The organism is Streptomyces sp. BK79, assembly GCF_044142145.1.
Lineage (GTDB): Bacteria > Actinomycetota > Actinomycetes > Streptomycetales > Streptomycetaceae > Streptomyces.
Window position 1 is genome coordinate 139,776 of record NZ_JBHVOC010000003.1, and the last position, 13,194, is coordinate 152,969.

The following is a 13,194-nucleotide window of genomic DNA, read 5'->3' on the forward strand; positions in this document are numbered from 1 at the left end:
GCGCGGGGCTACGGCCCCGCGCCCTACCTGAGAGGCAGACAGTCACCATGGCCCGACCCGGGTCCCCCGGCAGCGTCGACGTCCTCGGCGAGTGCGTCGCCGACATCTTCGAGGACCGCGACCGGTCCGATCCCCACGGTCTGGCCCTACGGGCGCTGGCCGGTGGAGGCCCGGCCAACACCGCCGTCGCCCTCGCCCGGCTCGGCACCCCCACCCGCTTCCTCGGACGCTTCTCCAACGACGCCTTCGGCACCCTCTTCCGCGCCCGCCTCAACACCTCCGGCGTCAACTTGACCAGCAGCGTGACCACCTCCGAGCCCAGCACGCTCGCCGTCGCCGACCTCGACGCGACCGGCCAAGCCACCTATGGCTTCTATGCCGACGGCGCCGCCGACTGGCAGTGGACCGACCGCGAACTCGCCGCGACGCGGAACGACGACGCGGTCTGCCTGCACACCGGTTCTCTCGCGCTGATCCGCCGGCCCGGCGGCAGCCGAATCGAGGAACACCTCGCTCAGGTGCGCGAGCGCACCACCGTATCCATCGACCCCAACGTCCGCCCCCTGCTCGTACCGCCCTCCGCCTACCGCGAACGGCTGCACCACTGGTGCGCCGTCGCCGACATCCTCCGCCTCAGCGAAGACGACTGCACCTTCCTGGCGCCCGGTGCCGGCCTCGAAGAAGCCTGCGACACCTGGCACACCGCAGGCGCCCGCCTCGTCGTCATCACCCTTGGCGGACGCGGCGCCCTCGCGTCCCTCGACGGTGCGCGCGTCACCGTCCCAGCCCCTCCTGCGGTGGTCATCGACACCGTCGGTGCCGGCGACTCCTTCACCGCGGGCCTGCTGCACCGCCTTGCCGGTGCCGGACACCTGGGTGGCCGCCTCGACGAACTGACCCTCGAAGACGTCGCTGATGCCTGCTCGTTCGCCGCCCAAGTCGCCGCCCTGACGGTTTCGGTCCCCGGTGCGAATCCACCCTGGGCGGACGATCTCGCCACTGCGGTTCGACGCTGACCGCAACGTTGGCGCCGTTCGCCGGCAACGCAGCTGACCGTGACCCGGCCCCGGTTCGAGATGTTTCCGCTCACCGGGGGCGATGGTGCGGCCCACCCGGTAGGGCGCCGGCACTGTGACTCCGGGAAGGGCTGCCTGCCGTCCACCCCCGTAGCAGCGGCCTACGCCCCAGCAGACACCACCTACTTCCCCGCCCCGGGCCCGCCTCGTGAGGGAAACAGCTATTGCTCGTCGAGGACTCCGGGGGTGTCGTGCAGGACCACACTCTGTTGCAGCGGGATGCGTCCCATGCCGATGTCGTACATCGGTGACGTCTTGTCGCCGATGCCGAAGGAGATGCCGAAGAGCAGCTTGAGGTCGTCTCGGACGCCCAGCGACGCCCGGACCGTGTCGGCGTACACGCCGAGGACGGCCTGCGGGATGCCGTGGAAGCCTCGTGCGGTCAGCGAGAGCAGGAAGTTCTGGGCGTACATGCCGATGTCACCGGCCGTCCGGACCCCGTCGCCGAGTTGTGGCATGAAGAGCAGGGCGACGTGGGGCGCATCGTAGAAACGCAGGTTCTCGCGGATCACTTCGTTCCTGCCCTCCATGTCGGAGCGCGCTATGCCCCGCGCCCCGTAGACACGGGCGCCGTGCTGATAGGACCGCTCGAGGTAGACGCCGTCGCCGTAGTCGCCGGTGAAGTCCGCCGAGTCCCGGCCGTCTTCGTACGCCTTGAGCAGTTCCTTGCTCAAGGCGTCCCGGGCGGCACCCGAGACTACGTGCACCGTCCAGGGCTGGGTGTTGCTGTTCGAGGGGGCGGTCTGCGCATCCTCCAGGACGCCGCGGATGTCCGCAGGGGACAGCGGCGTCGGCCGGAACTGCCGCGGGGAGTGTCTGACGCGTACGAGTTCGGTGAACAGGGAGGCGGTGGTGGACAAGAGGTTCCTTTCCAGAGGGCGGCTCGGGGTGGCCGGAGGGGCGGGCGTGTCAGTGGCGAGGGGAGTGGTTGGTTCCACGGTCTCCTCGAGCGTGGGCGTGGAGGTGAGAGCGGCGAAGCGTGGCGTCTGGCGGTTCCTCGCCGGTGTGTCGGCGCCTGCGCCGGGGTTGTCAGTCCGTGGCCGACGACACTGTCGACACTGCGGTGGCATTGACGGGAACGTTGCTCGGTGGAGACGCCGGCGGCTGGGGGGTGGCTGCGGTTCTGCGGACCCAGAGGGTGCCGACGATCGCGAGGCAGCCGATGACCGCCGCCGTCGTGAAGGCGGCTTGTGCCGCCGAGACGGACTGGGCCAGGTTCAGTGCTCCCGCGTCCTTGGCGTGGGAGCCGATGGTGTAGGCCGAGATCAGGACAGCGCCGCCTGCGCCGCCGGCCAGCTGCTGGGCGGTGTTGAACGCCGCGGTACCGTGCGGGTAGAGCTCGGTGCGCAGCGAGGACAGCGCGGCCGTCGTCATCGGTGCCCACATGAGGGCCTGGGAGGCCGACAGGACGAGGTAGGCGGCCAGGAGCGCTGCGACTCCGGTGTTCTCGTCGGCTCGGCTCAGGAACCACAGGGAGCCCGTCCAGATGATCGATCCGGGGATGGCCAGGGGGCGCGGTCCGTAGCGGTCGTAGATGCGTCCGCCGAGGGCCGAGACGAGGGCGATCAGGGCTCCGCCGGGGACCAGGAAGAGGCCGATCTGGAGCGTCGTCAGGCCCGCGACGTTGGTGAGGACCAGCGGCAGGACCATCGTGGTGCCGAAGCCGACCAGCGCGACGACGAGCATGACCAGCAGCGGCACGGTGAACGACGGGGTGCGGAAGATCCTCATGTCGAGGAAGGCGTTGTCGCTGCGCTGCAGCACGGTCTGCCGACGGACGAAGACCGCCAGGGCGAGAAGCCCGATGATGATCGGGATGTAGGGGGCTATCGGTGCGTGGCCGGAGGCCGACTCGCCGATGGTGGACAGGCCGTAGACGAGGGCGCCGAATCCGATGGCGGACAGGACGAGGGACAGCACGTCCAGCCTGACCGGTTCCGGAGTGGTGATGTTGCGCAGCTTGGCGGCGCCCAGGGCCAGCCCGGCCAGGACGACGGGCAGGACCAGGATGAACAGCCACCGCCAGCTGAGCTGGGAGATCACCAGGCCGGACACCGCCGGGCCGACCGCGGGTGCCACCGCGGTCAGACCGGTGACCAGTGCCATCGTCCGGCCTCGCCGGTGCGGGGGCACCAGGCGCATCGTCGTGGCCATCAGCAGGGGCATCAGGGCGGCAGTGCCCGCCGCCTGGATGATGCGTCCGGTGAACAGCACGCCGAACCCGGGGGCGACGGCGGCGATCGCCGTGCCCAGGGTGAACAGGGACAGCGAGCCGAGGAAGATCGTACGGAGGGTGAACCTCCGTAGGAGGAAGCCGGTGGCCGGGATGAGGATCGCCAGGGTCAGCAGATAACCCGTCGTGAGCCACTGTCCCGTGGTGGGAGTGATGTCGAGATCGGTGATCAGGGTGGGGAGTGCGACTCCCAGCAGCATCTCGTTCAGCAGGACGGTGAACGCGGAGACCATCAGGATCCCGATGACGAGGACGTCTTGGGAGGCCAGTCTGTCGTCGTTGCGGGTCGGTGGCGGTGCGTCTGCGGCGGTCGGCGCCGGAGTCTTGTCGGGGGACATGTGATCTCTTCCGTGATGCTGGGTGTAGGGCTGTACGCGTTCCATGCCGTCGGTGCGCGCCGGTGGGGTCCGGCTGCACAAGCCCAACCCGGTGGGGCCTCGGCCGGGGAGCTGTCGCGTGGGGTGTGCCGCCCCGGTGGCCGTCGGCACGGAACGCCTGTGTGCCGCGCCGGGCTGCCCTGGGAGCAGCGGATGCCTGCCGAGGCCGGCGGTAGCATCGGAACCGATAAGGAGATAGTCTCCGTTTCACGGAGACGATACGGAGACGGTCTCCGCATTGTCAACGGGAGGTGCAACGACATGGGTGAGGCAGCCACCGGCGAGCGTCGGCAGCGGACGGACAAGCAGCGCAACCGCACGCACATCCTCGAGGTCGCTGAAGAGTTCTTCGCCGAGCAGGGCATCACCGGCTCCATGGACGCCATCGCCAAGCGGGCCGGTGTCGGTCCGGGCACCCTCTACCGGCACTTCCCCAACCGGGAGGCGCTGCTGGCTGCCCTGCTGCAGGCCCGCGACGAAGAACTGGAGGCCCGACGGGACGCCATCCGGCGCGAGGTGACCGACTCCCGCGCCGCGCTCGCCCAGTGGCTTCAGGCACTGAGTGAATGGGTGACCGCCTTCGACGGCCTGCCCGAACCCCTGCGGGCCGCACTGACCGAAGACGCGTCCCCGCTGGCGATCACCTGTCAGGGATTCATCACGACCACCGAGGACTTCCTCCGCCCCGCCCAGCGAGACGGCGGCGCCAAGCCCTGGGTGCGGGGACGCGACCTGTTTCTCAGCACGCTGGCCACCGCCTGGGCCCGTGGCGCTGCCATGGCCGACGAATCTTCCCCCGACGCGCTCGTTTCCCTCATGCGCACCGGGTGGGAGACGCCCGCGACGGGAACAGCTCCCGGGAGCGGCGAAGACCCCGCGTAACCGCAGGCACAAGCGTGGCGCCATTGCGCGCGGGGGGCTCTCCCGAGAGCTCACCGCTGGACGCCCCGTCGGGCGCGCGGCCTGCGGGCTGGGCTGCCACTGGGACACCGCGGACGCGGCGTCGGCGGCCCCTCGCGACCGAACTCGAGGCAAGGAGAAACATCGTGAAGATTGGCATTCTGGGCGTAGGGCATATCGGGAAGACGCTGACCCAGCGGCTGGCCGCGGCAGGGCATCAGGTGAAGGTGGCCAACTCGCGCGGCCCGCACACGATCGAGGCTGACGTCCTCTCCACGGGCGGGCGCGCGGTGACGGCGGCGGAAGCCGTCGAGGACGTCGACGTCGTGATCCTCTCGATTCCCTTGCACCGTCTTCCGCAGGTCGCGTCACTGATCGCCGACGTGCCGGCCGACACGGTCGTCATCGACACGTCGAACTACTACCCGGCGCGGGACAGCCGGATCGAGGCCATCGACGCCGGTCAGGTCGAGAGCCTGTGGGTTACCGAACAGCTGGGCCGGCCGATCGCCAAGGCGTGGAACGCGATCGGTTCCCACTCGTTCGCAGGCAAGGGCAGGCCCGCGGGGAGCCCCGGCCGTATCGCCATCCCCGTCGCCGCCGACCGTGATCGGGACCGTCAGGTGGCCATGGCACTGGTCGAGGACACCGGGTTCGACGCCTTCGACGCCGGAACGCTCGCGGACTCGTGGCGGCAGCAGCCGGGTGCGCCGTGCTACTGCACCGACCTCACCCGCGAGGAGATGCCGGGTGCGCTGGCGGCCGCGGAGGCCGAGCGCCTGCCCAAGCGGCGCGACCTTTCCGTCGCCGCGATCCAGGAAAGGGTCGGGGACGCCCGGACCAACCCCGACGCGGAGTACGGCGTCCGCCTGAACCGGGCCCTGTTCATGTGAGCCCCTCCGGGGGTGCCCCGACTCGCACGTCGACCGTCGAGCAGCACGCCTCCCACTCCCCATACCTTGGCCCCGACGTCGGCGACGTCGGGGCCAAGGTATGGGGGCGGCGCAAGGTGTTACGGCGCTGCCCGGATACGCGCTGTCAGAAGGTGCGCGCGGCCACCTTCACCCGCTGGGCCGTCCGCAGCGCCTCCTGGAGCTTGCCGGCGGGCAGCGGCGCCGCAGGGGCCTGCATGATGCGCTCGGTCGGCACATCGGGATCTGCCAGGTAGATGTGGGTGTAGGCGCCGGCCTCGGGCTCGAAGCGCCAGCTCTCGTCCAGGGTGCCGGCGTCCACCGTGTCGAAGCCGAGCCGACCGATCAGCTCGGCCGCCCGGACCTTCGCGTCGGGGTCGTTGCCGGCGATGGGCAGGGCGCTACGGTCCGGAGCTCCGGCGGGCCGAGCCAGCTGGGGGATGTGGTGGGCCAGGATGTTGTTGAACGCCTTGACCAGCAGCGCGCCGGACAGGAGCTGCTGCTCCAGCTCGGCCGTGGTCACTTCATCGGAGTCGAGTTCGGCGATCCGGCCGTCGCGGTGCGGATAGTAGTTGCCGGTGTCCAGCACGGTCCTGCCCGTCAGGAGGCCGGCGGGCAGGTCGTGGTACGCGGTCAGGGGAATGCTGAGTACGGTCGCCTCTCCGGCGCGGGCGGCCTCTTCGAGGGTGCCGGCCGTGGCACGCGGCCCCAGTTCCCCGACGAGATCTGTCAGGCTTTCGGGGCCGCGTGAGTTGGCGATCACCACGTCGATGTCCGCGGCCACCGCCAGTCGTGCGATCGCGGCCCCGATGTTGCCGCTTCCGATGATTCCCAGGGTCGGCATCGTTGCTCCTTGCTTCGTTGGTGTGCCCGGTACCGAGCGGTCCGGTCAGGTTCTCGGTGATGATCGTCCGCGGCGCTGCGTGCTGGACGCAGCAGGGCACGCAGCGCCGCCCCATGCCCAGGGCCCGCGATCAGGCCCTGTATCCCATGCCTTCCTCGACGTGCCGCACGGTCACTGGGTCAGCGGTGTGTGGGTGCCGAAGGAACGCCGGTGATACGTGAGCGGTCTCAGGGATCCCTCGCCCGGCTCCGCGGCCGTCACGTGGGCGAGCAGGACGGTGTGGTCGCCGGCGTCGACGCAGTCGGCCACCTCGGCGGCGATCCATGCGGCGGCGCCCGGCAGCCGTGGCAGTTCCCCGCTCGGCGCCCAGTCGATTCCGTCGAACTTGTCGGGTGCGGAGCGGGCGAAGACGGAGGCCAGATCGGCCTGGTGCGCACCGAGGACGTTGACGCCGAAGCGGCCGCTGCGGCGGACAACCGCCAGCAGACGCGAGCGTTGGTCCAGCGACACCAGCACCATGGGCGGCGTCAGGGACAGGGACGCGAAGGCGCTGACCGTGGTGCCGTGCGGGCGGCCGTCGTCCAGGGCGGTGACCACGGCGACCGGAGACGCCACGGCGGCCATGACGTCCCGGAACGCCTGCTGCGCCGTGGCGCCGGATCGCAGAGACGCGCTGGTGGACATCACCGGGCAGCCGTTTCCGAGACGCGCGTGTCGAGACCGTACTGCTCGCGGGCGTGGAGGTGGTCGCGCAGGGTGGGGCCTTCGTAGTCGAGGTGGAACAGGCCGCGTTCCTGCAGGAGGGGGACGACCTGGTCGACGAAGGCGTCGACGCCGTCGTGGTAGCCGTCGATGGCCAGGGAGAAGCCGTCGCAGGCCCCGGCCTCGAACCACTGCTGCATGTGGTCGGCCACGTCCTCGGCGGTGCCGGCCACGACCGGGTGGTAGTCGATGACGCCGTGGGCGAGTACGTCACGCAGGGTCCAGCCCTCCCGTGCCACCTGAAGGGCGCGGGCGGAGCGCGGGTCGTGCGGGCTGGGTACGGCGTCGGCCAGCTGGCCCGCGGTCAGCGGCTCGTCGATCTGCCCGTGGTCGAGCGGCAGGCCGATCATGGCGCCGAGGTAGCGGACGCGTTGGCGCAGGTCCACGGACTCGTCCAGGAACCGCCGCCGGTCGAGGGCGGCCCGGCGGGAGGCGGCGATGGCCGGCATGAAGCCGGCGAACATCTTCACCTCGTCCGGGTCGCGTCCGGCGCGCTCGGCGGCATCGCGCAGTGCCTGGCGCTGGGCCCGGCCGTCCTCGATGGTGTAGGGGTTGGCGTAGACGCCGTCGGCGTAGCGGCCGGCCAGCTCCAGGCCGTGGCTGCCGCCGCCCGCCTGGAAGATGACCGGCTGGCCCTGCTCGGAGGGCGGGATGGGCAGTGGGCCGCGGGAGGCGACGTGGCGGCCCTGGAGATTCACCGGCTGGATCTTGTCCATGTCGGCGAACCGCTTGCCGTCCACGTCCAGAACCCAGGCGTCCTTCTGCCAGCTGCCCCACAGCGCCTGCACGATCTGCACGACCTCGTGGGCCCGCTCGTACTTCTCAGCCCGCGGCGGGACAGCGCGGCCGAAATTCGCCGCGGCGGCGGGGTCGGAGGTGGTGACCGCGTTCCAGCCGGCCCGGCCGTGGCTGATCACGTCCAGCGCCTTGAACTGGCGGGCGAGGTTGTAGGGCTCGTTGAAGGTGGTGGAGGCGGTGGAGACCAGCCCGATCCGCTCCGTCTCCCGCGCGATGGACGTCATGACCAGCAACGGATCGATCGCGAAATGCGGGACCTGTTGTTCGAGGTCCACATCCAGAACCGGAGTGTCCGCGAAGAACAGCAGCTGAATCTTGCCTCGCTCGGCTGTCTGCGCGTACCGCACGAACTGGTCCATGTCCGTATAGCTGCGCAGGTTCGCCCCAGGAAGACGCCACGCCCCGGGTTCGGCTCCGTAGCCGCTGGTGAACTGCATGCACAGGAGCATCTGACGGCTTGACACGACTGGCCCTCCAGATGAGACATAAAACGGAGAGCATCTCCGATTAGGCTCCGACGATACGGAGACTTCCTCCGTATTGTCAAAGCGGCCAGGCCGGCCAAGAAGGGAGCAGCCGAGATGCAGGAGTCCTGGGTGTACAGGCCAACGACGTCCCTCTGGGCCCGAGTGGCGAGGGTGGCGGGCAGTGGTGTCCCTGGACTCGATCGCCGACGCTTGCGAGTCAGCCGGAGGGCCGCGGCGTGCGGTGCCGGAAGGGGGGCCGCCGAAAGTGTCCTGGAGGTGGCAGCGGAGAACGTATGGGACCCCGGCGGGTGAGACCCGCCAACAGTCATAACCTTCATCGTTCGCATGGTCATCGTGCCGGCGATTCCGACTCGTCTCATTGACCAGATGAAGGCGGCGGCGGTGTGGAGTCCAGTCAGACCGTGCTTTGGGTTGGGCGCCGGTTCGGACGAAGTCATCCGGCTGTGGTCGGAGCACGTTGGTGTGCCGGAGGCGATGGGACGGTTGTGTAGCTGAGCTCTGCGGGGTCGACGGGAAACGTGTACGGCACGGCGTGCCCTCCCATGAAGGTGGCCGGCGGGACATCCTCACCGCATCCCGGCACGGCGGGTTCCGATCGAGCGCGACGGTTCAGCAGGCGACCCTGTGGATCGGGGCTTCGGTGTGGGATACCAGCTCCTCGACGGTGACCCCGAGCGCCGTTTCGATCAGAGCGAGGCCGGCATCGGTGATGTCGAGGACGCCGAGGTCGGTGATGATGCGATGGACGCACCGTTCGCCGGTGAGTGGGAGGGTGCAGTCCTTGAGGACCTTCGGGGAACCGTCCTTCGCGATGTGCTCCATGAGGACGATCACCGTCGGGCGCCGTGGACCAGGTCCATGGCACCGCCCATGCCCTTGACCATCTTCCCGGGGATCATCCAGTTGGCCAGGTCGCCTGAGGCGGAGACCTGCATGGCACCGAGGACGGCGGTGTCGATGTGGCCGCCGCGGATCATGCCGAAGGAGAGGGCGGAGTCGAAGAAGGAGGCGCCGGGCAGCACGGTGACCGTCTCCTTGCCGGCGTTGATCAGGTCGGGGTCGACCTTGTCCTCCGTCGGGTACGGGCCGGTGCCGAGGTTGACGTAGGAGCCGTCGGTGAGCTCGGCGGCGGCGCGGGCGGCCATCTGGTCGCGGGTCCATGCCGTCAGGAACGTACCGTCCTCTTCTCGATGTGCTTGGCGGCGGCTTGTTCTGGAGTGAGCCGGATGACTCTCTGCACGAAGATGCCCGGAAGGTGGATGGTGTCCGGATCCAGCTCGCCGGGTTCGACGAGTTCTGCGACCTCGGCGATCGTGATCCGACCGGCCGTCGCGGTGAGCGGGTTGAAATTGGCGGCGGCGCGACGGAAGACCACATTGCCGTGACGGTCGCCGCGCCAGGCCCGGACCAGGGCGTAGTCCGTGGTGATGCCCTCCTCCATGACGTGAGGTCTACCCCGACGTCGACTCCGCGACGGACGTCGCCAACGTCGTCGCCACCTCTCAGCTCGCCTTTCCGGCCGACATGCTGGGCAAGGCCTACGGCCTCGACGGCTGCTTCGGGTCCAGCGAGAACATGGCCGGCGTCGGCACCCGTGTCTCCGACGACGACATCTTCGGCGAGGGGGACTGGAAGCTGCAGGTGCCCACCGTGTCCGGCGACGCGGGCTCCGGCTATGTCGCGAAGCTGGATGTCGGTGTCGACACCGACACTCAGCCCACCCGCGGCGGCGCCGGTCAGCCGCCCGGCGGCCGGGGGGTCGCAGCCCCCCCCGGGTACCCGCCGGGCGGTGCGACGTCGGGCAGCACGCGCGGCTGACCGGCGTTTCGCAGCGGGGCCGCCGGCCTGCCGGGAGGGCGAGGAGGTTCGCGCTGCCCTCCCCGGCCACACCGCCCGGTCCTGGTGAGGAGTCGGGAGTGGCTCTGCCGGCGCGTGCCGCCGGCGCCCCGGCCATGGCGCTGACAGAGTGCCCGACGAGCACGGCCCGTTCCAGGTCGAGTGCCTCGCAGACCTCCGCTGCGTCGCGGGCGTAACCCTCCAGGGACGAGTACCGCTCGCGGCTCCAGGCCGACAGGTCCGATCCGTCGGAGCCGACGTAGCCGAACAGCACCACGCGGTGCCGCTTCGCGAGGCCGGCACGGCCAGGCGCCACATGTTCCGGTCACACTCGAAATCGCGCGGCAGCAAGAGCGCCACTCCGTCGCCCTGTCCGACGACCGTGACGTCGTCACTGCGGGGCATGTCCATTCCGGCCATTGCCCCATTCCTGTGCGAGCGGGCCCAGCGGAGTCCGGAGAGAGCCTTGCGGCACCCGGATTGGACGACGGGTTCGCTACCGGTTGGCCCGGGCCCGTTCCGGGGGCGGGCCGACAGCGATTCCGTCTTCGAAGCGCGGTTCGGCTCCGGCGTACACGGGTGTCCGGTGGTGCCACCTGGTGGTGTCCGGAGCGGCCGGGCCTTCACCCAGCGGACGTACTTGAGTTCGGCGAGGCCCCCGACCATCGTGGGCCCGGCGGTCGTCAGCGCGTCACGTCCCCGGTGCTCAAGCGGTGGGGGAGGGCGAGACGCCCGGCGGAGTGCCTCCCCCGGCATGCCACCGCGCGTGTGAAACAACGGCCACTTCCAGCCGATCCCGGCCGGCTCCGCCCGCCGTCCAACCGTTGCCTGTCCGAGGTTCCGCCGTATCTTGGCCGGATCGGTTCCCCTCGGAACGAGAACCGATCACATGCCACGCACGAGTGCCTGGTCTGCGACCGGTCAGGGGCAACGGTCGCGGACCAGGTCCCGTTGAGACGCTGGTCTGTACAGCCGACGACTTCATGCCACGGCCGTCCCCTGCGGGAGCCGGCTGCGCCTCTTCGAAGGTTTCTGGTCGCCCTTGCGGCGCGGGCGGTTCCGACGTCGCCTTCAGTACGCCCGAACGCCTCGTCCGGCAGATCCGACGCGGCGGGGGCTTCGCTATTTGGTGGCCCCCTGGGCGAAGCCGTTGTAGATGTAGCGCTGGAGGAACAGGAAGACCACCAGGGTCGGCACGATGACGAGGACGGCTCCCGCGGAGATGTTCTCCCAGTGCGCCCCGAACGGCCCCTTGAACCGGAACAGGGCCGTCGACATGGTTCCGAGATCCTCTTTGGGCATGTAAAGGAACGGGATGTAGAAGTCGTTGTACGTGGTGATGCCCTTGATGATGACCACCGTCGCGATAGCCGGCTTCAGCAGCGGGAAGATGATCTTCCGGTAGATGGTGAAGGAGTTGGCGCCGTCGAGCCGTGCCGCCTCGTCGAGGGACCTGGGGATTCCGCGGATGAACTGCAGGAAGATGTAGATGGCCACGATGTCCGTGCCCATGTACAACAGGATCGGGGCCCACCGGGTGTTGAACAGCCCGAAGCTGTTGACCACCTGGAAGGTGGCCACCTGCGTCGTCACGGCGGGCACCAGCGTGGCGATCAGGAAGAGAGCCATGACGAGCTTCTTGAAGCGGAACTCGAAGCGGTCGATCGCGTACGCGGTCATCGAGCCGATGATCACCGTGCCGGTGATGGAGAACAGCAGGATGAAGGCCGTGTTGCCGAAAGCCTGCAGCATGTGGCCGTCGTTGAACGCCGTGGCGTAGTTCGAGAAGTTGAGCCAGTCGTCCGGCAGGGCCAGCGCGCCCTGGCCGTCGGAGATCTCCTCGTAGGACTTCAGCGAGGTCAGGAAGACCACGGTGAGCGGCAGCAGCACCACGAGTGAGGCGACGACCAGCGACAGGTACGTCAGGGCGGTGCTGACGCGCGGGCGGCGGCGCGTCTGCTCCTGCGCGCGGCGGGTCGGGGCGGTGAGGGTCATACGAGGTCCACCTTCTCGTCGGGCACGAGGCGGCGCTGGATCCAGGTGATCAGCAGGATGATCGCCAGCAGCACCACCGCGCAGGCCGAGGCCAGGCCGGTCTTGTTGAACTGGAAGGCGTACTTCACCGTCTGGATGACGAACGTAGAGGTTTCCGTCGCGCCGCCGGTCATGATGTACGGGATCTCGAAGACGGAGAGCGAGCCGGAGATCGCCAGGATGACGCTCAGGCTCAGCACCGGGCGGATGCTCGGGGCGATGATGTGCCGGAACTGCTTCCAGCGGCTCGCGCCGTCCAGTTGGGCGGCCTCGTAGAGTTCACCGGGGATCGACTGGATCGCGCCGAGGAACAGCACGAAGTTGAGGCCGGTGAAGCGCCACACGGACACGCCGGCCATGGAGGTGTTGGCGGACTCCGGAGAGCCCAGCCAGGCGTGGTCGGTGTCGGCGCCGAACCAGGACAGGACCGAGTCGAGCGTGCCGCCGTCCTGGAAGAAGTACAGGAAGACGAAGCCGATGGCGACGCCGTTGATCAGGTATGGGAAGAACAGGATGCCCTTGAACAGGTTCCTGAAGCGCAAGTCGAAACTGAGGACGGCGGCGAAGTACAGGGCGATGACGATCTGAACGACGGACGCCGCCAGGTAGTAGAAACTCACCGCGAACACCCGGAACAGCTCGGGCCGGGTGAAGATCTCGGTGTAGTTCTCCGTGCCGACGTAGTTGCGGGTGGGGCTGACGCCGTCCCAGTCGGTGAAGCTGTAGTAGATCATGTTGCCCACCGGCACGTAGGTGAACGTGATCAGCAGGGCGAGGGGGGCCAGCAGGAACAGCCACGGGGTGAGTTTGCGCAGCGGCCGGTCGCGCCACGACGCGTCGGCCCGCGCGCGATGCCGGGTGGGTTGCTCGCCGGTCGGGCCCGTCCCGGCGGCCGGGTTGGGCGGTGAAGCGGTGGAAGCGGTTCGGGTCATTGC

At 69.4% G+C, this 13,194-nt stretch carries 11 protein-coding genes and 2 pseudogenes; 4 read left to right on the plus strand and 9 right to left on the minus strand.

The annotated features are described in order from the left end of the window. The first annotated feature begins 47 nt into the window (after positions 1-47). Entirely contained in the window at positions 48-1,016 is a 969-nt protein-coding gene (locus ACFIF2_RS04525) for a carbohydrate kinase (protein ID WP_395571159.1), read from the plus strand. A 221-nt stretch (positions 1,017-1,237) separates the two neighbouring features. On the opposite strand, the gene ACFIF2_RS04530 is transcribed toward ACFIF2_RS04525, so the two are convergent. Continuing rightward, positions 1,238-1,936, minus strand: coding sequence for a nitroreductase (locus tag ACFIF2_RS04530; RefSeq protein ID WP_395571160.1), 699 nt, complete (start codon positions 1,934-1,936; stop codon positions 1,238-1,240). Between the two features lie 169 nt (positions 1,937-2,105). Then, on the minus strand, positions 2,106-3,647 hold the full coding sequence (locus ACFIF2_RS04535) for a DHA2 family efflux MFS transporter permease subunit (RefSeq protein WP_395571161.1): 1,542 nt from the start codon (positions 3,645-3,647) through the stop codon (positions 2,106-2,108). Positions 3,648-3,947: 300 nt separating this feature from the next. Here ACFIF2_RS04535 and ACFIF2_RS04540 point away from each other — a divergent pair, with 300 nt between their 5' ends. Both ACFIF2_RS04540 and ACFIF2_RS04545 read left to right on the plus strand, forming a co-directional pair. Beyond that, positions 3,948-4,568 carry a TetR/AcrR family transcriptional regulator gene (locus ACFIF2_RS04540; protein WP_395571162.1) on the plus strand — a complete coding sequence of 207 codons (621 nt, stop codon included), beginning with the start codon at positions 3,948-3,950 and terminating at the stop codon, positions 4,566-4,568. 164 nt (positions 4,569-4,732) lie between these two features. Next, positions 4,733-5,479 (plus strand): NADPH-dependent F420 reductase, encoded by a 747-nt coding sequence (locus ACFIF2_RS04545; RefSeq protein ID WP_395571163.1) that lies wholly within the window; start codon positions 4,733-4,735, stop codon positions 5,477-5,479. A gap of 145 nt (positions 5,480-5,624) precedes the next feature. On the opposite strand, the gene ACFIF2_RS04550 is transcribed toward ACFIF2_RS04545, so the two are convergent. The 5 genes and pseudogenes from ACFIF2_RS04550 to ACFIF2_RS04570 form a co-directional block, all read right to left on the minus strand. Then, on the minus strand, positions 5,625-6,341 hold the full coding sequence (locus ACFIF2_RS04550; RefSeq protein WP_395571164.1) for an NADPH-dependent F420 reductase: 717 nt from the start codon (positions 6,339-6,341) through the stop codon (positions 5,625-5,627). Between the two features lie 171 nt (positions 6,342-6,512). Continuing rightward, the gene (locus tag ACFIF2_RS04555; RefSeq protein ID WP_395571165.1) at positions 6,513-7,025 is read right to left on the minus strand and encodes a flavin reductase family protein; all 513 of its coding nucleotides are present in this window, start codon (positions 7,023-7,025) and stop codon (positions 6,513-6,515) included. Next, entirely contained in the window at positions 7,025-8,338 is a 1,314-nt protein-coding gene (locus ACFIF2_RS04560; protein ID WP_395571166.1) for an NtaA/DmoA family FMN-dependent monooxygenase, read from the minus strand. Before ACFIF2_RS04560 ends, ACFIF2_RS04555 begins: the two co-directional genes overlap by 1 nt. Before the next feature lie 660 nt (positions 8,339-8,998). Then, positions 8,999-9,534 (minus strand): annotated as a pseudogene (locus ACFIF2_RS04565) (3-oxoacid CoA-transferase subunit B). Positions 9,535-9,554: 20 nt separating this feature from the next. Beyond that, positions 9,555-9,833, minus strand: a pseudogene (locus ACFIF2_RS04570) (CoA-transferase); the annotation flags it as partial. Between the two features lie 80 nt (positions 9,834-9,913). On the opposite strand from ACFIF2_RS04570, the gene ACFIF2_RS04575 reads away from it, so the two are divergent. Beyond that, positions 9,914-10,207: a hypothetical protein gene (locus ACFIF2_RS04575; protein WP_395571391.1), complete on the plus strand. Its 294-nt coding sequence runs from the start codon at positions 9,914-9,916 to the stop codon at positions 10,205-10,207. A gap of 1,140 nt (positions 10,208-11,347) precedes the next feature. Here the strand turns inward: ACFIF2_RS04575 and ACFIF2_RS04580 are convergent. Together ACFIF2_RS04580 and ACFIF2_RS04585 are read right to left on the minus strand one after the other, a co-directional pair. Next, complete coding sequence (locus ACFIF2_RS04580) at positions 11,348-12,220, minus strand: carbohydrate ABC transporter permease (protein ID WP_395571167.1); 873 nt, start codon at positions 12,218-12,220, stop codon at positions 11,348-11,350. Beyond that, complete coding sequence (locus ACFIF2_RS04585; protein ID WP_395571168.1) at positions 12,217-13,191, minus strand: carbohydrate ABC transporter permease; 975 nt, start codon at positions 13,189-13,191, stop codon at positions 12,217-12,219. Before ACFIF2_RS04585 ends, ACFIF2_RS04580 begins: the two co-directional genes overlap by 4 nt. Positions 13,192-13,194: the final 3 nt, after the last annotated feature.